The organism is Nocardiopsis tropica (assembly GCF_042660575.1).
GTDB lineage: Bacteria > Actinomycetota > Actinomycetes > Streptosporangiales > Streptosporangiaceae > Nocardiopsis > Nocardiopsis tropica.
Genome location: NZ_JBHSUF010000012.1, coordinates 84,361 through 105,295 on the forward strand (window position 1 = coordinate 84,361; position 20,935 = coordinate 105,295).

Consider the following 20,935-nt stretch of genomic DNA (forward strand, 5'->3'; position numbering starts at 1 on the left):
GGAGCAGGGAGAGGGGGCGGGACGGGGCGAGGATGCGCCCTGTGAGCCCCGGTGGTGCGTGGGTGAGCCTAGTGCACGGCCTGTTCACCCGGAAGCGAGCGTACGCGGGCCGGGACGGGGCGTTTCCCCACCGGGCCCGCGCCGTTCAGGCCCGACGGGCGTTTATGCGCTCTTGCCCTTCTTGCGGGACAGCCTGCCGGACTTCTGGCTCCTGCTCGCCCTCGCCCCGCTGCTGCCCAGGTCGCTCTGCCCGACGGACTTCACGGAGCGTTTGAGGTGCGCGGCCAGGGAGGTGGGCGCGTTCTGCTCCTGGATTCTCTTCAGCTCGTCCTTGATCTCTTTGCGTGTGGCCATGCCGGGTTTCTCCTGTTGCGAAGTCGTCGATGTGCGTCAGGCGCTCAACGGAGCAGGGAGAGCAGGCGGCTCTGCGACCGGTCCGGGAGACGGTACCGGCCTTCGAGACGGGCGGGATGCTAACACGGCGCCAGGACCGGCCGAAAGGGCGCCGTGCGACGTACGGGCCCTGGACCGCCCCGCGCCCTGCGGCCCGGTCGGCCCCGGTCACAGGACTCTTCTCGCAGGTGGGAACGCCCTGCCGTACCGCCGCTCCGGGCGCGGCGCTAAGATGCCTTGTCCGGTTGATTCTCCGACGCCCCCTGCCTCCGAAGCGTCGATCCCGGCCCCACGCACCCTCACCTGTGAGCCACCATGTCTCCCGCACGCCCCTCCGCGTCGCTTCCGGCGACGGCCACGAACCTGCTGCCCCAGGACCCCGCCTCGGTCGGTCCCTACACGCCGCTCAAGAGGCTGGGCGCCGGGGGCATGGGTGTGGTGTACGCGGCCCGCGCCGACGACGGCGAGCTCGTCGCGGTCAAGGTCGTCCACCCCGAGTACGCGGCGGACCCGGAGTTCCGGGACCGCTTCGCCCGCGAGGTGGAGATGCTCTCGCGGGTCGGCGGCGCCTGCGCGGTCCCCCTGCTCGCCGCCGACACCCGCGGGGAGCAGCCGTGGCTGGCCACGCCGCTCATCCGCGGCCTCACCCTCTCCGCGTACCTGAAGGAGAACGGGGGGCCGCTGCCGGAGGGCCTCCAGTACGGCCTGGCCGTCGGCATCGCCGAGGCGCTCGCGCAGATCCACGCCTCCGGGGTGGTGCACCGCGACCTCAAGCCCGCCAACATCATCCTGTCCCCCGAGGGCCCGAGGGTCCTGGACTTCGGCATCGCCCGGGCCCTGGACCAGACGGCGCTCACCCGCACCGGTTCGCTGCTGGGGTCGGCGGGCTGGATCAGCCCGGCCCACTACCGGGGCGAGCCGATCAGCACCGCGGACGACGTCTTCGCCTGGGGCGCCCTGGTGGCCTACGCGGCGACCGGCCGTCCCCCGTTCGGCGGCGGCGACCCGGCGGCCGTCGCGCACCGGGTGCTGAGCGGGGAACCCGACATGGAGGGCTTCTCCGGGCCGCTCGCGGACCTGGCCCGGCGGGCCCTGTCCAAGGACGCCGGGCGCAGGCCCGGAGCCCTGGCCCTCGTGACCGGGGTGATGGCGGCGGCGAACCTGGGCGGAACCCCGGTCACCCGGCCGCAGGGGGCGGGTGACGCCGTGGCCACCACGCTCCACGCGGGCTGGCACGGTGTGCACATGCCGCAGGAGCGCGAGGTCACGGTTCCCCGCAGGACCTCCCGGGGACGGCGTTCCGGGGCGTGGTCCGTGCTCGCCGTCGCCGCGGCCCTGTTCCTGCTCGCGGGGGCGGCCGTCGGAGGCGCCGCCGTGGCGGGCAACTGGGACTCGCTGCCCCTTGCGGCCTGGTTCGACGGCGGTCCGGCGGAGGCGACCGGGAGCGACGACGGACCCTCCGGGGGCGAGCGCCGCTCCGGCGCGGCGGTCCGGGAGGACGGGGAGGACCCGTCGCCCTCCGAGGAGCCCGCCGCGGGGGCTTCGGACGACGCGGCGGGCGCCGGTGAGGACGGCTCCGGCGGCGGGGGAGAGACCGCCACCGCGACCGCCGTGGTCGGGGCCGGGGTCGGCGCGAGCGGTTCACAGCCCTCCGGGGACCACGTCGTGGCCTTCCAGCCCTCCGGCGGCTCCGCCCGTTACGCGCTCCTCGACGGCGCGACCGTGCTGTGTGCGTGGAGCTTCTGCCAGGACGGGGCCGGGGCGGTCGGCGACGGCGAGGCCGGGACCGTGTCCTCCAGCCCGTCGGCGCTCACCGGCTACGTGAACCAGGGCAGCCGCACGATCCGGGCCGAGGTCACCTACACGACCGCCGACGACGGCACCGTCACCATCACCCGCCTGGTGGAGCAGCACCGCGCCGGCGGTTCCGGCACGCCGCCGTGGTAGCCGGGCAGATCGCAACCGTGAGGAGAGACATGTCGAGGCCCCTGGTCCGCAGGGCCGCCGCCGCGCTGGGGCTGGCGCTGGCGGCGACCGCCCTCACCGCGGCCCCCGCCTCGGCCGCGTACGGCGGCCAGTGCGGGAGCGGCTACAGGGAGGTCAACAAGACCTCCATCAGCGGGGGGACGGTCCACCTCACGTACAACAACTCCAACGGCCGCAACTGCGTCGTGGTCGCGCGGTCGAACCCCGGCTCCGCGATGGACATGGACGCCGCCCTCAAGCGCAGCGACTCCGCTTCGTGGCAGACCGACCCGGGGAACTTCACGGAGTACGCCGGCCCGGTCTACCTGGACGCGGCCGGTCAGTGCGTGGACTGGGGCGGCGTGATCGGCGGGGAGTGGGTCGTCCGCACCGGCACCAACTGCGGCTGACCCCGGCACGGCGGCTCTCCCGAACGGGCTCCCGCGCGAGGGGCGGTTCCCGTGTCAGGGGCCTCCCGCCCGTGTCGCCGGGACGGACCGCCCCCACCACGCGGCCGTCCACGCGGTGAGACCGAGCGCGGTGCCCGTGACCGCGCCGACGAGCAGACAGCGCACCAGGTCGTAGCCGCTCGCCGCCGCCCGCTCGGACAGGCCGTTCAGCACGGCGCCCGCCATCGCGCACACGGCGACGGCGGCGAGCGCGGCGGTGCGCACCCGCGGTGCGGGGAGGCCACGCGTGCGGTCCGTGCCGGGTCCGCACGCTCCGGGGGAGGCGTCCCCCTTCCCGGGCCGACCGCGCCTCCGCCACGCCCACCACGCCAGGACCGCCAGGCCCAGGGCGGAGCTCGCGTACATGAGCACGTTGTAGAGCAGGTGCGGACCCACGACCTGTGCGCTCAGCAGCGGCCAGGCCCGGACGAGGGCGCCCCCGGTCTGTGTGAAGGCGTCCCAGGCCATGTGGGTGGCCGCGCCCACGGCGAGGGCGGCCGCGGCGAGCGCCGCCGCGTGTACCGGCCGCCCGGCTCCGGCCCCGCCGGCCCCCGACGCCCGGCCCGCCAGGGCGTGCAGAGGGGGCCGGAGGGCATACGTGTACACCGCCAGCACGGCGCCGCCGAGCAGGACGTCCAGCCACAGCCCGGCGGGTGTGTGCGTGGTCGTCGCGGAAAGGGGCAGCGGTAGGTAGTAGGGCAGGTCGGGCACGACCGATCCGACCACCAGCGCGGCCGGGGGGAGCCGGGTGCGCGCCAGGGGCAGCACGGCCGCGACGTGGCTGAGGGTGAAGGGCACGGCGGTAGGCTACCGGGCTCCCTCACGGGCTCCGGGGCAGGACGACCGGTCCTCCGGAAGGGCGGCCGGGCAGGTGGGGCCCGGTGTTCCGGCGCCCCGGGGGGCGGGCGCGGTCGTGCCGCCCGGCCACAGGGGACCGCGCCCGAGCCGCGCCCGATCCCCGGCGGCCCCGGCCGCCGGGGTCAGAGCTCCACGTCCTCGCCGAACCACGGTTCGACGATCCCGTCCCAGGTGCCGTCGTTGAGGGCGATGTTCAGCCACTGGTCGACGTAGTGCTTCAGGACCTCGTCGCCGAGGGGCAGCATGAAGGCCTTCTCGAAGTAGTCGAAGGGCTCGTCCGGGTGGACCGCGCACAGCTCCTCGTGCTCGTTGGCCGCCCAGAGCGTCTCGGACGCGTCGGTGGTCATGACGTCGGCGTTGCCCGCGATGATCTCCTCGAAGACGGTGTTGTTGTCGTGGCGGATGAGCTCCCCCTCGGGGTAGTGCTCCTCGGCGAAGACCTCGTTGGTCCCCCCGCTGGGCATGATCGAGCGGACGCCCGGCTGGTTGATCTGCTCGATCGTCCGGTAGTCGTCGACGTTCTCGCACAGGGTGATGGGCGTCTTGCCGTCCTCCATGAGCGCCGCGGAGAAGTACACCTGCCGGGCGCGCTCTGTGCTGATCGAGATACCGCCCGCGGCGATGTCGCAGGAGCTGAGGAAGTCGCCCATCAGGTCGTCCCAGCTGGTCCGGACCCACTCGACCTCCACGCCCATGTCGTCGGCGAGATCGCGTGCCATGTCGACGTCGATCCCGGTGAAATCGTCCGTCGCGGGGTCGAGGTAGGTGAAGGGCCGGTAGTCGCCGGTGGTGCACACGCGCAGCGTGCCGCTCTCCAGGATCTCGTCGAGCCGGCTACCGGAGACCTGTTCCCCGTCGGGGGCGTTCCCGGCGCCGCCGGTGTCGGCGGCGGAGCATCCCGTGGCGAGTGCGACGGCCGCGAGGGCGGTGAGGGTGGTGGCGCGGGTCTTCACTGGGTCTCCTCCGTGTTCCGTCCCGCGGACCGCGGGGGGCGGCCGCGCGGGACGCCGTGTGACCCGCGTCATGCTACCGACGGCGGTCTCCGCCCGGCCGCCGCGCCCGGCCGCCGCGCGGACACGCCCGGCACGGGCCCCGGAGCCCCGCGACCGAACGCGGTTCTCTACCATCCGGTGTATGGACGTCCCTGAGAGCGGGGCCGCCGGAACCGGCGCCCCGAACCTGGCCGAAGGGTTTCCCGACGCCACCCCACAAAGGTGGCGGGAACTCGTCGCGGGGGTGCTGCGCAAGAGCGGTGTCCCCGAGGAGAAGCTCGCCGACGCACCCGAGTCGGCGCTGGCCACGCACACCTACGACGGGTTCGACATCGAGCCCCTCTACACCTCGGAGCCCCCGGCCGCGGACCCGGGCTTCCCGGGACTGCCCCCCTTCACCCGCGGCTACCGGCCCGGCGGCAGTGGGCCCGACGGCTGGGACATCCGCGCCCGCCACACCGACGCCGACCCGGCCGTCCTCCGCCGCCGGCTGCACGCCGACCTCATGAACGGTGTCGGCTCGCTGTGGATCGCCGTCGGCGGCGCGGGCCTGCCGCCCCCGGCGCTCGGGGAGGCCCTCGCCGACGTCCACCTCGACCTCGCGCCCGTCGTCCTGGAACCCGGCGCCGACCACGCCGACGCCGCGGCGGCGCTGCTCGGCGCGCACGCGGACGCGGGGGTGCCCGACGGCCGGATCGTCTCCCACCTCGGTATCGACCCCCTGACCGTGGCGGCGCGCGCGGGCGAGCGGCCCGACGTCATGGACCCGGCCCGCCTCGCCGCCGAACTCTCCCGGGAGCGTCCCGGCCTGGGCCTGTTCGTCGCGGACGGCACCCTCGTCCACAACGCGGGCGGCTCGGACGCGCAGGAGCTGGGGTTCGCGATCGCCGCGGGCACCGCCTACCTGCGGGCCCTGCACGCGGCCGGGCTGGACGTCGCCGAGGCGGCCTCCCGGATCGGCTTCCGCCTGGCCGCGAACGCCGACCAGTTCAGCGTCATCGCCAAGCTGAGGGCGGTCCGCGGCATGTGGAACCAGGTGCTCGCCGCCAGCGGGGTGCCCGCCGGCCGGCGCTCCATGAGCCTGCACGCCGCCACGTCCGAGGCGATGATGACCCGCCGCGACGCGCACGTGAACATGCTGCGCACCACCGTGGCGTGTTTCGCGGCCGGGGTCGGCGGCGCGGACGCGGTCACCGTCGCCCCGTTCGACTCGGCCGTGGGCCTGCCGGACGACTTCGCCCGCCGCATCGCCCGCAACACCCAGTCGCTCCTGATCGAGGAGTCGCACCTGGCGCGGGTGATCGACCCGGCCGGGGGCTCGTTCTACGTGGAGGCCCTGACCGGAGACCTGTACCGGACGGGCTGGGGGTTCTTCCAGGAGCTCGAGGCGGCGGGCGGCGCGGCCGAGGCCGTCGCGGACGGCTCGCTGCGCGAGCGCGTCGACCAGGTGTGGGAGCGCCGCCGCCGCGACCTCGCGCACCGGAGGTCGCCGCTGACAGGGGTCAGCGAGTACCCCGACCCGGCCGAGAAGCGCCTGGTCCGCGAGCCCGACCCGGCCGCGGTGGCCGGGACCTGGTTCCCGGTCCGCCGGTACGCCGCGGACTTCGAGGCGCTGCGGGACCGCGGCGATGCCCAGGAGGCGAGGACGGGGACGCGTCCGACGGCGTTCCTGGCCACGCTCGGGCCCGTCGCGGCGCACACGGCCCGCGCGTCGTTCACCGCGAACCTCCTCGCCGCGGGCGGCGTGGGGGTGCATGAACCCGGACCGCTGGCCGACGCCGACGCCGCCGCCGGGGCGTTCGCCGCCTCCGGGTGCAGGGTCGCGGTGATCTGCTCCGCGGACAGGGTGTACGGCGAGCAGGCCGAGGCGGTCGCGCGGGCGCTGAAGGGCGCCGGGGCCCGCAGGGTGCTGCTCGCGGGACCGCCGCGCGACGCCTACCGAGAGGCCGGGGTGGACGCCTTCGCCCACCGGGGCTGCGACGCGGTCGCCCTGCTCACGGACCTGGTCGACGTCCTGGCCACCGAGCCGCCCGTTCCACCCGCGAAAGCCCAGGGGGCGCACGCATGATCCCCGACTTCTCCGCCGTCGCCCCGGAACCGTCCGGCGCCGTCCCCACCGCTCCCGCCGCCTGGCGGGAGGCCGTCGAGTCCGCCACCGGCAAGGCCGCGGACGCCCTGGAGTGGGAGACCCCCGAGGGCATCGCCGTCAAACCCCTGTACACCTCCGCGGACCGCGCGGGCCTGGAGTTCGTGGACGGCCTCCCCGGCATCCCGCCGTACCTGCGCGGCCCGTATCCGACCATGTACGTCAACCAGCCCTGGACCATCCGCCAGTACGCCGGCTTCTCCACCGCCCAGGAGTCCAACGCCTTCTACCGGCGCAACCTCGCCGCCGGGCAGAAGGGGCTCTCCGTCGCCTTCGACCTGGCCACCCACCGCGGCTACGACTCCGACCACCCCCGGGTGGCGGGCGACGTCGGCATGGCGGGCGTGGCCATCGACTCCATCTACGACATGCGCCAGCTGTTCGACGGCATCCCGTTGGACCGGATGAGCGTGTCCATGACGATGAACGGGGCGGTGCTGCCCGTCCTGGCGCTGTACATCGTCGCCGCGGAGGAGCAGGGCGTCCCCCCGGAGAAGCTGTCCGGGACCATCCAGAACGACATCCTCAAGGAGTTCATGGTCCGCAACACCTACATCTACCCGCCGCAGCCCTCGATGCGGATCATCTCCGACATCTTCGCGTTCACGTCGCAGCGGATGCCGCGCTTCAACTCCATCTCCATCTCCGGCTACCACATGCAGGAGGCCGGGGCCACGGCCGACCTGGAACTGGCGTACACCCTCGCGGACGGCGTCGAGTACATCCGCGCCGGCCGGAGGTCCGGGCTGGACGTGGACGCCTTCGCCCCGCGCCTCTCGTTCTTCTGGGCGATCGGCATGAACTTCTTCATGGAGGTCGCCAAGCTCCGCGCCGCGCGCCTGCTGTGGGCGCGCCTGGTCAGGGACCTCGGCGCGACCGGGGACAAGTCGCTGAGCCTGCGCACCCACTCCCAGACCTCGGGCTGGTCGCTCACCGCCCAGGACGTGTTCAACAACGTGGCCCGCACGTGCGTGGAGGCGATGGCCGCCACCCAGGGGCACACCCAGTCGCTGCACACCAACGCCCTGGACGAGGCCCTGGCCCTGCCCACGGACTTCTCCGCGCGGATCGCCCGCAACACCCAGCTGCTGCTCCAGCAGGAGTCCGGCACCACGCGGGTCGTGGACCCGTGGGGCGGCAGCTACTACGTCGAACGCCTCACCCAGGAGCTGGCGGCGAAGGCGTGGGCGCACATCCGCGAGGTGGAGGGCGCGGGCGGCATGGCCGCCGCGATCGACGCCGGTCTGCCCAAGATGCGCATCGAGGAGGCCGCCGCGCGCACCCAGGCGCGCATCGACTCGGGCCGCCAGCCCGTGATCGGCGTCAACAAGTACCGCCCCGACACGGCCGACGAGATCGACGTCCTCAAGGTCGACAACTCCAGCGTGCGCGCCCAGCAGCTGGACAAGCTGCGCCGCCTGCGCGAGGAGCGGGACGAGGACGGGGTGCGCCGCGCCCTGGCCGCCCTCACGGAGGCGGCGGGACGCGAGTCCAGGGCGGACGAGTCCCTGACGAACAACCTCCTGGCCGCGGCCGTGGACGCGGCACGCGCCAAGGCCACCGTCGGCGAGATCTCCGACGCCATGGAGAAGGTCTTCGACCGCCACTCGGGGCAGATCCGTACGATTCAGGGTGTGTACAGGAACGAGGCCGCCGGCAGCGCGGACGCGGCCGGGCTCATGGAGCGCGTGAGCCGGAGGGTGGACGAGTTCACGGAGGCGGAGGGCCGCCGCCCCCGGATCCTGGTCGCCAAGATGGGGCAGGACGGCCACGACCGCGGCCAGAAGGTCATCGCGACCGCGTTCGCCGACCTGGGCTTCGACGTGGACGTCGGTCCGCTGTTCCAGACCCCGGCCGAGGTCGCCGCCCAGGCCGCGGAGGCCGACGTGCACGTGGTCGGCGTGTCCTCGCTGGCGGCGGGGCACCTGACCCTGGTGCCGGCCCTGCGCGAGGAGCTGGCCGCCCTGGAGCGGGAGGACATCATGGTCGTGGTCGGCGGGGTCGTCCCCCCGCAGGACTTCGCGGCCCTGCGCGAGGCGGGCGCAGCGGCGATCTTCCCCCCGGGGACGGTCATCGCGGAGGCCGCCGTCGACCTGCTCGACCAGTTGGAGGAGCGGCTGGGGGGCCACGGGGAGGGGCTGTAGCGGGCCGTCGGCAGCGCGGGCGGCACGGCGACGGGGGCCGAGGGGCCGGAAGGGGAGAAGGCGTGGGCGACGAGGGATCCGTACCGGGGGCGCGCGGAGGCGGGAGGCGGCCGGTCGACGTGGCCGCCCTCGCAGAGGGGGTCCTGTCCGGGCACCGGCCGACGCTGGCACGGGCGATCACCCTGGTGGAGTCACGCCGTCCGGACCACGCCCGGTCCGCCCAGGAACTCCTCGTCCGGCTGCTCCCGCACACCGGGAAGGCCCACCGCGTGGGGATCACCGGGGTGCCGGGCGTGGGCAAGTCCACCTTCGTCGACACACTGGGCACCCGGCTGACCGGCGCCGGGCACCGCGTGGCCGTCCTCGCCGTCGACCCGTCGTCCACGCGGTCGGGCGGGAGCATCCTGGGGGACAAGACCCGGATGGCCCGCCTGGCGGTCGACCCGAACGCGTTCATCCGGCCCTCGCCCACGGCGGGGACGCTGGGCGGCGTCGCCCGGGCGACCCGGGAGACCATGCTGCTGATGGAGGCGGCCGGGTTCGACGTGGTCCTCGTCGAGACGGTGGGCGTCGGCCAGTCCGAGGTGGCCGTGGCCGCCATGGTGGACTGCTTCCTCTTCCTCACCCTGGCCCGCACGGGCGACCAGCTCCAGGGCATCAAGAAGGGCGTGCTCGAACTGGTCGACGTGGCCGCGGTCAACAAGGCCGACGGACCCCACGCCGACGACGCCCGCAAGGCGGCCCGCGAGCTGTCGCGCGCGCTGCGCCTGCTCCAGCCGGTGCACCCGGGGTGGCGCCCGCCGGTGCTGACGTGCAGCGGCCTCACCGGGGACGGGTTGGACGAGGTGTGGGAGGCGGTCCTGCGGCACCGCCGGACGCTGGAGGCCGACGGCGCCCTCGGGGAGCGCCGCCGGGAGCAGGGCGTCAGCTGGATGTGGGACCAGGTGCGGGACAGGCTGATGGACTCGTTCCTGCGGGACCCGGGGGTGAGTTCCCTCATCCCGGGGACGGAGGACGGGGTGCGCTCGGGGGAGACGACGGCGACCCTCGCGGCGCTCACCCTGCTGGAGGCCTTCACCCAGGGTGACGCTTCCCCGAAGGGGTGAACACACGGTGACCGGACCGGGGGTCTCGGCGCCGGTGCTCGACGCTGGTGCGGCCGCAGGGGCTCCATGTCGTGAAATGACCCAGCGTAAACGGGTGATACCACCTGGCCGGAGGGAGGTTCGTGCCCACGAGGCGAAAATTTCTTGCCCTATGCCATTCCCGAACGGGCGGTTCGCTTATACCGTGTGTGTCCAACGACCTACCAGACTCGCGGACGCGCAAGCGTCCTGCCCCCGGTGGTCCGGTTCTGTGGGAGTGGCGCCGGGCCGGGTGGGCGCGACTCGCCTGTCTGCGTATGGTTAAGCGAGGGACCCCTCACCATCTCAATGTGGGGCCGGGAGGAGTGAACGTGCACAGGCTTGGGCTGAGCACGCGGGTAGAGAGCCGCAGCGTCATCGTCGCGATCGAGGGAGAACTCGACATCGCGACCGCCGCCGACCTCCAGGAACACGTCCAGTCCGCCGTCAAGGACCACGGTCCGTGGCTGATCCTGGACCTGTCCGGTCTGGACTTCATGGACTCGAGCGGCCTGAACGTCATTATCAACGCCTACCGGACCGTTCGCGAGATGGGCGGATCGCTGGCACTGGCCGCCCTCAACGAACGCGTCACCAAGGTCGTCCGCCTGGTCGGCCTGCACCGCCAGGTCCCGGTCCACCAGACCGTGGCCACCGCCGTCGCTGCCATGGAGGCGCTGGAGGCCAAGCGGCAGGCCGGGTAGTCTCCGGCCGCATGAGCCGGTTTCTCCCCCCGGGTCCCGTCGACTTCTCGTGGGACCACAACAGCCACTACCACGATCACCTCCTGCGCCAGGTGCCCGGGCACGGCCCGCCCGCCGGCCGCCGGGGCGCCCCGGGGCCCTCGCGCGACGCGCTCCGCGCGCGGCCCCGGGCCCTCGACGTCGGTTGCGGCGGCGGCAGGTTCGCCCGGGTCCTCGCGACCCGGGGGTTCGCCGTGGACGCCATCGACCCGGCGAGCCGGATGATCGACCTCGCACGGACGCTGACACCGCCCCGGCTGCCGGTCGACTACAGGGTGGCCTCCCTGGAGGAGGCCGAACTGGACCCGGCGGGGTACGGGTTCGTCAGCGCGGTCTCCAGCATCCACCACATGCCGTTCGGGCCGTCCCTCGAACGGATGGCGTCCGCCCTCGCCCCCGGCGGGACCCTGGCCGTCCTCGGCCACTACCGGGAGCGCGGCGGGACCGACGCGGCCGTGGGCCTGGCCGCGCTCGGCCCGCAGTGGGCGATCGGCGTCGGCCTGGGACTGGCACGCGTCCTCACCGGCACGCCCGACCTGCACAAGGTGGGGCCCACGGCCGAGATGCCCGTCCGCGAGCCCGACATGGACATGGGCCAGATCGCCGAGGCGGTCGGCAGGCACCTGCCCGGGGCCCGGCTGCGCAGGCTGCTGTTCTGGCGGTACTCGCTGGTGTACCACCGCCCCGCCTGAACCCGGGGCCCGGCCCCCGGCACTCCTCCCGTCCCGGCGCCCGTCCCTCCTCCGGCCGCGGCTCTCCACCCGGCCCCGCCCCGGCCGCTGCAGGAGCGGACGGGCCCCCGAACTCCCTTGCCCTGACGCCGACGTCAAGGTCTAGCGTGGCGTCCATGCGCATCGGAGAGTTCGCGGAACGCGCGGGGGTCAGCACGAGGACCCTGCGGTACTACGAGTCCCGGGGGCTGCTCCCCACCCGCCGCGCGGTCAACGGCTACCGCGTCTACGACGACGAGGACCTGCGGTTGGTGGAGCAGATCCGCACGCTCCAGGACTTCGGCTTCGGACTGGAGGAGACCCGGCCGTTCGTGGAGTGCCTGCGGGAGGGCAACCCGACAGGGGATTCCTGCCCCGCCTCGCTCGACGTCTACCGGGACAAACTGGCCGAGCTCGACGCGCTGATCGGACGGCTGGGGGCGGTACGCGCCCAGGTGGGCGCACAGCTGGCCCGGGCCGAGGCGGACAGGTCCGCCGCGCCCGAGCCGCTGTGCCAGACGAGGGGACACGGATGAACGGTACGACGGGGCTGGACGAGGTCACGGACGCGACCTTCGACGACGAGGTGCTGGGGGCGGACCGGCCGGTCCTGGTGGAGTTCACCTCCGACCACTGCCCGCCGTGCAGGCAGATGGTGCCCGTGCTGGACGCGGTCGCCGCCGAGACGGCCGGCCGGATCAGGGTGGTCAGGCTGGACGTCGGCGCCAACCCCGGGACCACGCGCGCCTACCGGGTGATGGGGACGCCCACGATGCTCGTCTTCCGCGACGGCGCGCCCGTGATGACGATGGTCGGGGCCCGTTCCAGGCGCCGTCTCCTCCAGGAGCTGGAGGACGTGCGGTGAGGCCGGGCCGCCCGTACCCCCTCCGGTACGGGCGGCCCCGGTCCGTCCGCGGCTCCCGCGGCTCCCGCGGCTTCCATGGATTCCGCGGTGTCGTGCCTTCCGGGCCGCCGCCCTCCCCTCGCCGTGCGCGGCGGAGCCGCCCCCTCCCCGGGGAGCCGGGGGCGGGGCCCTCCCCTCCCGTCCCGGCCCGCCCGGCGACGGGGGAGGGGGCGACGCCCCGAACCCGTCCTGTGGAAAACCCGGTGCACCCCCCTCCCGCGGGGAAGGATGGAGGAGGACGGGAAGACGGAGGTGACGGCCGTGCCGGTGATTCCACTGGATCGGATCGACGCGGACCCGGCCGGGCCGGTCGGCGGCAAGGCCGCCGGGCTCGCCGAGGTGATCAGGGCGGGTGAGAGGGTTCCACCCGGCTTCTGCGTGACCGCCGCGGCGCACGCCTCCGGGGCGGTGCCCGAGGACGAGGTGGCCGCCGCTTACACGGCACTCGGCGGCGGGCCCGTGGCCGTCCGGTCGAGCGCCACCGCCGAGGACCTGCCGGAAGCCTCCTTCGCCGGACAGCAGGACACCTACCTCGACATCGAGGGCGTCGAGGACGTGCTCGACGCCGTCAGGCGGTGCCGGGACTCCCTGTGGACGGACCGCGCCGTCGCCTACCGGCGCGACCTCGGCATCGACGACGCCTCCGTGCGCATGGCCGTCATCGTCCAGCGCATGGTGCGCCCCCGGGCGGCCGGGGTGCTGTTCACCGCCAACCCGGTCACCGGCACCCGCGGGGAGACGGTCCTCGACGCCGTGCCGGGGCTCGGCACGGCCGTCGTGGACGGCACGGCCGAGCCCGACCACTACGTCGTCCGCCCCGACGGGAGCACCGACGGGCCCCCGGACGGCTGCCTCTCCCCCGGGGAGGTGGACGGGCTCCGGGCCGCGGGCACACGGCTCCAGGCCCACTTCGGCGCTCCGCAGGACGTCGAGTGGGCCGTCGACCACGACGGGACCGCCTGGATCCTCCAGTCCCGCCCGATCACCACCCTGTTCCCCCTCCCCCCGCCCTCCGACGGGCCGCGCGCCTACCTCGAGTCCGGCAACATGCAGGGCATGCTGCGGCCCTTCACCCCCATGGGGTTCTCCGGGCTCAGGGTGGCCGGCCTCGCGTGGTTCCGCGCGGTGGGGGCGTCGAGGGGCGGCGCGTGGGAGCGGTCGGTCGCCGAGGTGGGCGGGAGGTTCTACCTCGACCTCACGCCGTTCCTGCGCAACCGGGTGATCCGGGGTCTCCTGCCGGGGCTGATGAACGTCTACGGCCCCCGGACCGCCGCGTCCGTGCGCGCGCTCCTCGCCGACCCCCGGTTCGCGCCCCGGCGCGGCGGGCGCGTCGACCCGCGCGCCGTGGCCCGGATCGTCGCCGGGGTCGCGCCGCTCACACGCGACTTCGTCGCGGGGGCGGTGACCGCCCTCGCCTTCCCCGACGACGCCAGGCGCCGGGTCCTGCGGGCCGGGCCCGAGATCCGGCGGCAGATCGCCGAGTCCTCCAGGGGCGTCGTCACGCCAGGTGAGCGCCTGGCCTTCGCGGAGGGGGTCCAGGTCCCGGTGATGACGGGCGGTATGACCCCCATGCTGGGGGCCCTGTACACCGGCATCCTCTCCGCCAAGGCTCCCGAGCTCCTGCTCCGGGGCGTGGCGGACCCGGGGGAGGTCGCCACCGTCCTCGGGGGCATGCCGCACAACGTCACCACGGAGATGGACCTGGCGCTGTGGCGCCTCGCGGAGGAGGCCGGCCCCCACCGCGCCCTGCTCGGGGAGACGCCCCCCGGGCGGCTGGCCGAGCTGTACCGCGCCGGGGAGCTGCCCGAGCTCGGGCTCGGCGGCTTCCTGGAACGCTACGGCCACCGGGGCGCGGCCGAGATCGACGTCGGCGTGCCCCGCTGGGCGGAGGACCCCGCGCCGCTGTTCGGGGTGATCGCCAACTACCTGCGGGTGGACGACCCCGACCAGGCGCCGGACCGGCGCTTCGCCCGCGCGGCGGCGGAGGCCGAACGCATGCGGGACGAGCTGGTGTGCCGCGCGATGGAGTCCAGACCGGTGCGGGCCCGGTTGGCCGCGTTCTTCTTCGACCGGGCGCGCGCACTGTCCGGACTCCGCGAGTACCCCAAGTTCGTGTGGCTGTTCGCGATCGGGGAGATGCGGCGCCAGCTCCTCCTGGTCGGGGAGGCCCTGGTGGCCGAGGGGAGGCTGGACGCTCCCGACGACATCATGTTCCTCGATCTGGAGGAGGCCCGGGCGGCACTGGACGGGGCGGACCGGCGACAGCTCGTCGCCGAGCGCCGGGCGGTGTACACGCGGGAGCGGCGGCGCCGCAGGGTGCCCCCCGTGCTGCTGTCCGACGGGACGGACGTGGAGACGACCCTCCCCGCCCTCTCCACGGGGGACGCGGGAGACGGTGTGCTGGTCGGGGTGGCCGCGTCCGCCGGCACCGCGACGGGTGTGGCCCGGGTGGTCCACGACCCGGTCGGGGCGTCGCTGGGGCCGGGGGAGATCCTGGTCGCGCCCACCACCGACCCGGGATGGACACCGCTGTTCATGACCGCGGGCGGGGTGGTGGTGGAGACCGGTTCGACGGTGGCGCACGGACCGACCGTGGCCCGGGAGTACGGCATCCCCTGCGTGATCTGTGTGCCCGGCGTCACCGAGCTGGTCCGTGACGGAGGGACCATCACGATCGACGGCGGCGCGGGCACGATCCGGCTGGAGGACTGAGGAACGGGGGGCGGGGGGAGGGGAGGGGGCGGGGGACCCCCACCCCCGTGGCCGGCGGCGCACGGGGCCCGCTTCACCCGCGCCGGGCCCCGTCCGCCCCGTGAGGCCGCTCCCCCACCCGGACGACGAGCGCGGCGAGGGCGGCGGCGCCGTCGAGGAGGGACCTCGACCGGGCATCGATGCTCGCGTCCCGGGCGTCCAGCGCGGTCGCCACCTCCTCCCACCGGCGGGCGCGCCGCAGTTCGGGCATCATCGCCCGCAGCGTGGCGACACGGTAGCCGGACAGGCGCAGCTGATGGACGATCCGCGCGTCACGGACGTCGTCGGGGAGGTACCGCCGCGGACCGCGCGGTGAGGAGCGGGGCGGCGCGACGAGGCCTTCGGCCTCCCAGTGCCGCAGCGTCGAGGGGCGCACGCCGAGTGCGGCGGCGAGCTCGGAGATGCCCATGGCGTCCGAGGGGCGCACGTCACCGATCGGTTCGGCGGAGATCAGGCCGGCGGCCGTCCTGGCCAGAGCGAGGTCCCGGCGCTCGGTGTGGAGCCGCGCGTGCGCCGCGTCGAGCAGTGCGAGCGGTTCCGAGCCGGGGTCCGCGTGCACCGCCCGCATGATCCTTTTGGCCTCCACGGGCCCCGTGCCGTGCGCGAGAGCCCGGTAGGCGAGAGCGGAACCCGCGTGCGACGCGCCGTAGACCCGGTAGCCGGACCCGGTGCGCGGCACCGGCGGCAGCACACCGTCCCGTTCGAGGTTGCGCACCTGTTGGACCGAGTACCCGGCACGGCGTGCGACGTCCACGGTTCGCAGAACAGCCGACTTGCGACTTCTCACCGGACTGCCTGGGCTTCCTTGGGGTCAAGTCTCCACACGCACATGAAGTAAATACTAGAAGGCATGACCACAGAAGAGATCATGGAATTCGTCGGAGGCCTCGACGGGGTTCTGACCCTCCGGCCCGGGCCCGGGGACGGTTCGCCCGAGCTCAGCTGGGGCGACACGTTCTTCTACTACGCTCCCGACGGCGAGGTCCCGCGGACGACCCAGCCGTTCGCGACGATCGTGACGAAGGACTACCCGGAGGACACGTCGTCGCGCCTGGACCGCCCCGGCGCCTTCCGCCTGAACATCTCCGCCGGCAAGGACGCCTTCGTCGAGCGGACGGGACGCCAGCCGCGTGACGCGGCCGCGGACGGGGCCGACCCGAGCGAGACCGACGCCCTGGTCCCCCACCCCGTCTACGGGGCACTGGGGTGGCTGTCCGTGGTCGAACCGGGTCCGCGAACGGAGTCGGCCGTGCGGGACCTGCTGGTCACCGCCCACAGCCTGGCCCGCTCGCGCTACGAGCGGCGTGCCGGAGAGGATCCGGCCCGGTAGCGGTCACGCCCGCCCCCGGCAGCGGACCCGGCGGCCGGAGGAGGGGTGCGCCGGTCCGTCGGCGCGGGTGTCCGGGGTCGGCCGGGGCGGAGCCCGGCCGGGGGACGTCACCCGCTGCCCCGGCCCCGCACCCGCTCGGGGGCGGTCACATGCCGCCTCCTCCTCCGCCACCGCTCCCGCCGGTGTCCGTGCCGCGTTCGCCGTACGGCACACCGCGGTCGGGGCCCGGGACGCCTGGGTCCGGAGCGCCGTACGCCGGCTGCGGGCCGTACCCGGCGGCGGCCGCACGGCCCGCCTCCTCCGCGCCGGGCGCCGGATTCGCCCCGGTCCACCCCGGAAACACCGGCTCCGTGCCATGATGGCGTGGCATTGCGCCGGTTCGGCGCGGTGCGTAACATCTCTTCGAACCGGTTCGACGATGGACGGGACGGCACTTGCGGATCTCCGATGTGGCCCGGCACGCCGGAGTGTCGCCCAGCACGGTCTCCTACGTCCTCAGCGGCAAGCGTTCGATCTCCGAGGCCACCACGCGCCGGGTGCGGGAGAGCATCGACGCGCTCGGTTACCAGCCCCACGCCGGCGCCCGTTCGCTCGCCAGCCGCCGGAGCAACGTGATCGCCCTGGTCATCCCGTTGCGCGAGGACGTCCACGTCCCCGTCGCGATGCGTTTCGCGGTCTCCGTGGTCACCGCGGCCCGCGCCTTCGACCACGACGTCCTCCTCCTCACCCAGGGGGAGGGGCCCGACGGGCTGCGCCGGGTCGCCGGCAGCGCGATGGTGGACGGCGTGATCGTCATGGACGTGGAGGCCGACGACGCACGCGTGCCCGTCCTGCGCTCCCTGGACCTGCCGTCCGTCCTGATCGGGGTCCCCGAGGACACCGAGGGTCTGACCTGCGTGGACCTGGACTTCGCGGCCGCCGGTGCGGCATGCGTGCACCATCTGGCGGACCTGGGACACACCGAGGTGGCGTTCGTCGGCCAGCCCCCGTCGGTGTACGAGCGGCGCACGGGGTTCGCCGAGCGCACCGTCGCCGGATTCGAGGAGGCGGCGGCCGAGCGCGGGGTCGTCGCCACCTCGCACCCCTGCTCCCCCGACACCGTCCGCGAGGTCGTCGGCACGCTGGTCGGGGAGCACCCCGGGGTCACCGGCCTCATCGTGCACAACGAACCCTCGGTGGGCCCGCTGCTCGAGGCGTTCGCGGAGCACGGGCGCACCGTCCCGGGGCTGTCCGTCGTCGCCATCGGGCCGGTGCCGCCCGGAGTCCCGCCGCTGACCTCGGTGGACCTCCCCGCCGAGGAGGTCGGCGCCCGTGCCGTCGGCCTGCTCATGGACAAGATCGAGGGGCCCGCGCACCCGGGGGTGACCCTCCAGGTGCCGAGGCTGACCACGAGGCAGAGCACCGCGCCCCGGCCCTGAACACCGCGCTCCCACCCGGGGCAGAACGGCGCCGAACGGTGCGGGCCGACAATCCTTTCGGGTGAAAGGGGTCGGGCTCGCCGTCCCCGGCGCCGGGTGCCGATCAAACGCGGTCGGGGGCATTGTGCGGATGGGGATGCCTGTTCGGTCACAGGATAGAGGAGAAAGGCGAGGGGGAGGCTGCTTTTCGTGGAAGAGGCGAAAAAAATCATGCCCCTTCGGATTCTCGCAGTTCAGGGAGTTCGGAAAAGAAGGAATGGTTCTCCCGTCCCTGCCCCGGCAATGCTTGGTGTCGGTATTGGCCACTTTTGTTAACAGTGTGGGGGATGGGGACCTTTTCCGGCTGTGGGCCCCGGCCACGGCCCGGGCGATGCGGCAGCGGGGCCCGGTGGTACGTGTTCCCGCCCGGCGCGGTCAGCGGTGGCCGGTGCGCAGGGTTTCGATGAGGGCCGCGATGTGTCCGGCGTCGCCCACCGCCCCGACCTCCAGTGCGAGGGCGTGGACCTGCTCCAGGGCGCGGACGACCTCGCCGCTGCCCGTCCCCGCGTGCAGGACGTGGGTGATCTGCGACCTGGGGTAGCGGCGGTGGCCGCCCAGGGTCTTGACCGAGGACAGGCGGCCGTCCTTCTCCCAGCGGGCGACGGTCTTGGGGTCCACGCGGAACAGGCGGGCGACCTCGCCGGGCGTGAGGAGGTCCTCGGCGGTGTCCATGAGGTCGGGCAGGGACGAAGGGGCGGGCACGGAGCGGTCTCCTCGGTCGGTGGGCGGTGCGGGTGCGGTTCCCGCGTCTGCGGGTGCGTCGGTGCGTGGGGATGCGGCGGTGGGGCCGTGGGGGCTCGACCGCCGCACCCGGCTCAGGGGGTCTCGACCACGGCGCGGATCGTGAGCGGGCCCATCGTGGTGCCCCGCCACTCCCACTCCCAGTCCCAGTACACGGTCAGCTCCTCGACCAGGCGCAGGCCGGCGAGCGGGGCCCGGCCGGGCTCTCCCAGGCGCGGATACGGCACTTCCGCGCCGGGCCTGGGGCCGTCGTCCGTCACGCGCACGGTGAGCAGGAACGGGTTCTGGTCGATCACGATGCGTACGCTTCCGCCCGGTTCGCCGCTGAGGGAGTGGCGGTGGGCGTTCGAGACGAGGGCGGCCGTGACGCGTGCGACCCTGTCCGAGGCGGGGCCGAGGACGGTTCCGCGCACCCAGGAGTCCAGGGTCCGGTAGTCGGGTTCGGGGCCGAGGACGATGCCGCTCCGGTGGCGCTCCTCGAAGCGGAGGCGGTGCGGGTACGGAACGGGTTCGGGGTCCGGGCCTGGAGGCGCCGGGGGTGCGGCGGCAGGCTGCATACGTCTCACCTCGTGGTCTCTGTCATCAGGTGGGCCCTGGTCCCGGCGGCCGTCTGCGTCCCCGGCCTCCGGGCCAACTCGTGCCGGGGGGCCGCCCCACCCTGTTCCTCGGTGGACGAAGCGGCCCCGCGTGTCCGGTCCTTCCGGCTCGGATGCGCACCTCCCGACCGGTGGACGGGTGGCCGGGAGCACCCCGTGCCGCCGCATCGTGGCCGGTCCGGGCCCCTCCCGGCGACGACTCTTCCACTTGTGGCATTTCCTGGTCTACATTCATTAGGAAAGACGTTGCCTTTCGTATGCCGCGCGATGACAAACGATAATCCAGCGATATGAGCGATGAGGTGTGGAGAAGTGGATTCCGCACGCGAGCGGTTCGGTCTACTGGTGCGCAAATACCGCCTGCAAGCAGGTATGACGCAACACGAACTGGCTCGGGCTGCCGTGATCGCCCAGAGTACGGTCAGCGAGTTGGAACGTGGTATCAAAGGGACACGGCGTGAGCAAGTGGTACGCATCGACAGGGCGCTTATCGCACACGACGTTCTCGTCAATTCCTGGGACACGGCCTTCTCACCGTCCGGGATGAACACCTACTTCCGCGATGTCGCCGAGGCGGAGCAGGTCGCGGTGGAGATCCGGGAGTACGCGCTGGGGCTGGTGCCCGGCCTGTTCCAGGTGGCGGAGTACGCCCGGGCCGTCATCCAGATCGGCTCGCCGCACGCCTCCCCGGACGCCATCGAGCAGATCGTCGCGGCGCGGCTGAAACGGCAGGAGATCCTCAAGAGACCCCATCCCCCCAGGGTGACGGTGCTGTTGGACGAGACGCTGCTGCTCCGCCGCTTCTCGGACCCCGGCGTGATGCCGGCCCAGATCACCCATCTGATCAAGGCGTCGCACCGGCCCCGGATCACCCTCCAGGTCGTCCCGATGTGCACAGAGGGCCACGCCGGTCTGGGGGGCGCGTTTATGCTTAGTTCTGCCCCTGACCGTGGCACTTTCGCCTACGTCGAAGGCCACAAAGCGGGCATGTCCCTCAAGGAACCGGAGATCGTGGCCAGCTACGACCGGACCTTCGCGGAGCTGAGGAGCGCCGCCCTGCCGGTTCCCGCATCACGGTCTCTGATGGAACAGATTCGAGGCGATAGCGCATGATGGGCCAGAGCTGGCAGAAGTCCAGTTACAGCAACGGCGACGGCGGGAACTGCGTGGAGGCACGCGTTCACGCGATGGGCGAGACCTGGAAGAAGTCCAGCTACGGCAACGGCAACGGCGGCCACTGCGTGGAGGCCCGGACCGTTTCCGCCGCCTCGCGCGTGCTCCTGCGCGACACGCAGAACCGCGGGTCCGGCCACCTGTCGGTGCCGGTCCGCGAATGGGACGCACTGCGTCTCGCACTCAGCGGTCAGTAGTCCCGCACACAGTTCCGCCCCCTGCCAGGGCTGTTGGCAGGGGGCGGTCGTGTTCTGCTCGACCAGGCTACCCGCAGGTCACCGCCTGTGCCGGTGACCAAAGTCCCCTCCCGGAGCGTCAGGGCGCGGTCGCTTCCCGTACTCGCCCGAGGTCACGCCGCCCCTCTGCCGGACGGCCGCCCCGGTCGGCCCGGTTCCACCGCGAACACCCGTCGGCCCGTCCGCGACAGGAGCCCTCCGCACTCCGCGGTGCCCGGCCCGG

General features: G+C 73.8%; 19 protein-coding genes and 1 pseudogene. 14 read left to right on the plus strand and 6 right to left on the minus strand.

Annotated elements, in window-relative coordinates; all coding sequences use genetic code 11:
* Positions 1-162 precede the first annotated feature (162 nt).
* Positions 163-354 carry a hypothetical protein gene (locus ACFQBR_RS20065; protein ID WP_344184364.1) on the minus strand — a complete coding sequence of 64 codons (192 nt, stop codon included), beginning with the start codon at positions 352-354 and terminating at the stop codon, positions 163-165.
* Positions 355-708: 354 nt separating this feature from the next.
* Between ACFQBR_RS20065 and ACFQBR_RS20070 the strand changes: the two genes are divergently transcribed.
* Positions 709-2,340 (plus strand): serine/threonine-protein kinase, encoded by a 1,632-nt coding sequence (locus ACFQBR_RS20070; protein ID WP_344184363.1) that lies wholly within the window; start codon positions 709-711, stop codon positions 2,338-2,340.
* A gap of 29 nt (positions 2,341-2,369) precedes the next feature.
* Positions 2,370-2,768: a spore-associated protein A gene (locus ACFQBR_RS20075; RefSeq protein ID WP_344184362.1), complete on the plus strand. Its 399-nt coding sequence runs from the start codon at positions 2,370-2,372 to the stop codon at positions 2,766-2,768.
* A 54-nt stretch (positions 2,769-2,822) separates the two neighbouring features.
* On the opposite strand, the gene ACFQBR_RS20080 is transcribed toward ACFQBR_RS20075, so the two are convergent.
* Together ACFQBR_RS20080 and ACFQBR_RS20085 are read right to left on the minus strand one after the other, a co-directional pair.
* The gene (locus ACFQBR_RS20080) at positions 2,823-3,605 is read right to left on the minus strand and encodes a DUF4184 family protein (protein ID WP_344184361.1); all 783 of its coding nucleotides are present in this window, start codon (positions 3,603-3,605) and stop codon (positions 2,823-2,825) included.
* A gap of 182 nt (positions 3,606-3,787) precedes the next feature.
* Positions 3,788-4,618 (minus strand): transporter substrate-binding domain-containing protein, encoded by an 831-nt coding sequence (locus tag ACFQBR_RS20085; protein WP_267947709.1) that lies wholly within the window; start codon positions 4,616-4,618, stop codon positions 3,788-3,790.
* Between the two features lie 181 nt (positions 4,619-4,799).
* Here ACFQBR_RS20085 and ACFQBR_RS20090 point away from each other — a divergent pair, with 181 nt between their 5' ends.
* The 8 genes from ACFQBR_RS20090 to ACFQBR_RS20125 all read left to right on the plus strand — a co-directional run bounded on the left by ACFQBR_RS20090 (position 4,800) and on the right by ACFQBR_RS20125 (position 15,140).
* Entirely contained in the window at positions 4,800-6,725 is a 1,926-nt protein-coding gene (locus ACFQBR_RS20090; protein WP_344184360.1) for a methylmalonyl-CoA mutase subunit beta, read from the plus strand.
* On the plus strand, positions 6,722-8,947 hold the full coding sequence (gene scpA, locus ACFQBR_RS20095) for a methylmalonyl-CoA mutase (protein ID WP_352983140.1): 2,226 nt from the start codon (positions 6,722-6,724) through the stop codon (positions 8,945-8,947). Before ACFQBR_RS20090 ends, scpA begins: the two co-directional genes overlap by 4 nt.
* 62 nt (positions 8,948-9,009) lie before the next feature.
* A complete protein-coding gene (gene meaB, locus ACFQBR_RS20100) occupies positions 9,010-10,053 on the plus strand; it encodes a methylmalonyl Co-A mutase-associated GTPase MeaB (protein ID WP_344176686.1) in 1,044 nt (347 codons plus the stop codon).
* A 350-nt stretch (positions 10,054-10,403) separates the two neighbouring features.
* The gene (locus ACFQBR_RS20105) at positions 10,404-10,775 is read left to right on the plus strand and encodes an STAS domain-containing protein (RefSeq protein ID WP_267947713.1); all 372 of its coding nucleotides are present in this window, start codon (positions 10,404-10,406) and stop codon (positions 10,773-10,775) included.
* A gap of 11 nt (positions 10,776-10,786) precedes the next feature.
* On the plus strand, positions 10,787-11,506 hold the full coding sequence (locus ACFQBR_RS20110; protein WP_344176684.1) for a class I SAM-dependent methyltransferase: 720 nt from the start codon (positions 10,787-10,789) through the stop codon (positions 11,504-11,506).
* Positions 11,507-11,661: 155 nt separating this feature from the next.
* Positions 11,662-12,060 (plus strand): MerR family transcriptional regulator, encoded by a 399-nt coding sequence (locus ACFQBR_RS20115; protein WP_267947715.1) that lies wholly within the window; start codon positions 11,662-11,664, stop codon positions 12,058-12,060.
* A complete protein-coding gene (locus ACFQBR_RS20120) occupies positions 12,057-12,389 on the plus strand; it encodes a thioredoxin family protein (RefSeq protein ID WP_276567183.1) in 333 nt (110 codons plus the stop codon). The genes ACFQBR_RS20115 and ACFQBR_RS20120 overlap by 4 nt, the downstream gene beginning before the upstream one ends.
* 300 nt (positions 12,390-12,689) lie before the next feature.
* On the plus strand, positions 12,690-15,140 hold the full coding sequence (locus tag ACFQBR_RS20125) for a PEP/pyruvate-binding domain-containing protein (protein ID WP_344176680.1): 2,451 nt from the start codon (positions 12,690-12,692) through the stop codon (positions 15,138-15,140).
* Positions 15,141-15,213: 73 nt separating this feature from the next.
* Here the strand turns inward: ACFQBR_RS20125 and ACFQBR_RS20130 are convergent, their stop codons facing one another.
* On the minus strand, positions 15,214-15,933 hold the full coding sequence (locus tag ACFQBR_RS20130) for a MerR family transcriptional regulator (RefSeq protein WP_344176677.1): 720 nt from the start codon (positions 15,931-15,933) through the stop codon (positions 15,214-15,216).
* Positions 15,934-16,029: 96 nt separating this feature from the next.
* Between ACFQBR_RS20130 and ACFQBR_RS20135 the strand changes: the two genes are divergently transcribed.
* Positions 16,030-16,509, plus strand: coding sequence for a DUF6194 family protein (locus ACFQBR_RS20135; RefSeq protein WP_344176675.1), 480 nt, complete (start codon positions 16,030-16,032; stop codon positions 16,507-16,509).
* Between the two features lie 434 nt (positions 16,510-16,943).
* A complete protein-coding gene (locus ACFQBR_RS20140; RefSeq protein ID WP_267947721.1) occupies positions 16,944-17,927 on the plus strand; it encodes a LacI family DNA-binding transcriptional regulator in 984 nt (327 codons plus the stop codon).
* 549 nt (positions 17,928-18,476) lie between these two features.
* On the opposite strand, the pseudogene ACFQBR_RS20145 reads toward ACFQBR_RS20140, so the two are convergent.
* Positions 18,477-18,638 (minus strand): annotated as a pseudogene (locus tag ACFQBR_RS20145) (BldC family transcriptional regulator); the annotation flags it as partial.
* A gap of 143 nt (positions 18,639-18,781) precedes the next feature.
* Positions 18,782-19,264, minus strand: coding sequence for an ATP-binding protein (locus ACFQBR_RS20150; protein WP_344176673.1), 483 nt, complete (start codon positions 19,262-19,264; stop codon positions 18,782-18,784).
* A 351-nt stretch (positions 19,265-19,615) separates the two neighbouring features.
* Here ACFQBR_RS20150 and ACFQBR_RS20155 point away from each other — a divergent pair, with 351 nt between their 5' ends.
* Together ACFQBR_RS20155 and ACFQBR_RS20160 are read left to right on the plus strand one after the other, a co-directional pair.
* On the plus strand, positions 19,616-20,416 hold the full coding sequence (locus ACFQBR_RS20155) for a helix-turn-helix domain-containing protein (RefSeq protein WP_267947723.1): 801 nt from the start codon (positions 19,616-19,618) through the stop codon (positions 20,414-20,416).
* Complete coding sequence (locus ACFQBR_RS20160; RefSeq protein ID WP_344176671.1) at positions 20,413-20,673, plus strand: DUF397 domain-containing protein; 261 nt, start codon at positions 20,413-20,415, stop codon at positions 20,671-20,673. The genes ACFQBR_RS20155 and ACFQBR_RS20160 overlap by 4 nt, the downstream gene beginning before the upstream one ends.
* Positions 20,674-20,935 lie beyond the last annotated feature (262 nt).

Coding starts and splice junctions, on each gene's coding strand:
- ACFQBR_RS20090 (WP_344184360.1), top strand. CDS start 4,800: ATGGACGTCCCTGAGAGCGGGGCCGCCGGAACCGGCGCCCCGAACCTG.
- ACFQBR_RS20150 (WP_344176673.1), bottom strand. CDS start 19,264: ATGCAGCCTGCCGCCGCACCCCCGGCGCCTCCAGGCCCGGACCCCGAA.
- ACFQBR_RS20070 (WP_344184363.1), top strand. CDS start 709: ATGTCTCCCGCACGCCCCTCCGCGTCGCTTCCGGCGACGGCCACGAAC.
- ACFQBR_RS20110 (WP_344176684.1), top strand. CDS start 10,787: ATGAGCCGGTTTCTCCCCCCGGGTCCCGTCGACTTCTCGTGGGACCAC.
- ACFQBR_RS20075 (WP_344184362.1), top strand. CDS start 2,370: ATGTCGAGGCCCCTGGTCCGCAGGGCCGCCGCCGCGCTGGGGCTGGCG.
- ACFQBR_RS20160 (WP_344176671.1), top strand. CDS start 20,413: ATGATGGGCCAGAGCTGGCAGAAGTCCAGTTACAGCAACGGCGACGGC.
- ACFQBR_RS20120 (WP_276567183.1), top strand. CDS start 12,057: ATGAACGGTACGACGGGGCTGGACGAGGTCACGGACGCGACCTTCGAC.
- ACFQBR_RS20115 (WP_267947715.1), top strand. CDS start 11,662: ATGCGCATCGGAGAGTTCGCGGAACGCGCGGGGGTCAGCACGAGGACC.
- scpA (WP_352983140.1), top strand. CDS start 6,722: ATGATCCCCGACTTCTCCGCCGTCGCCCCGGAACCGTCCGGCGCCGTC.
- ACFQBR_RS20135 (WP_344176675.1), top strand. CDS start 16,030: ATGACCACAGAAGAGATCATGGAATTCGTCGGAGGCCTCGACGGGGTT.
- ACFQBR_RS20065 (WP_344184364.1), bottom strand. CDS start 354: ATGGCCACACGCAAAGAGATCAAGGACGAGCTGAAGAGAATCCAGGAG.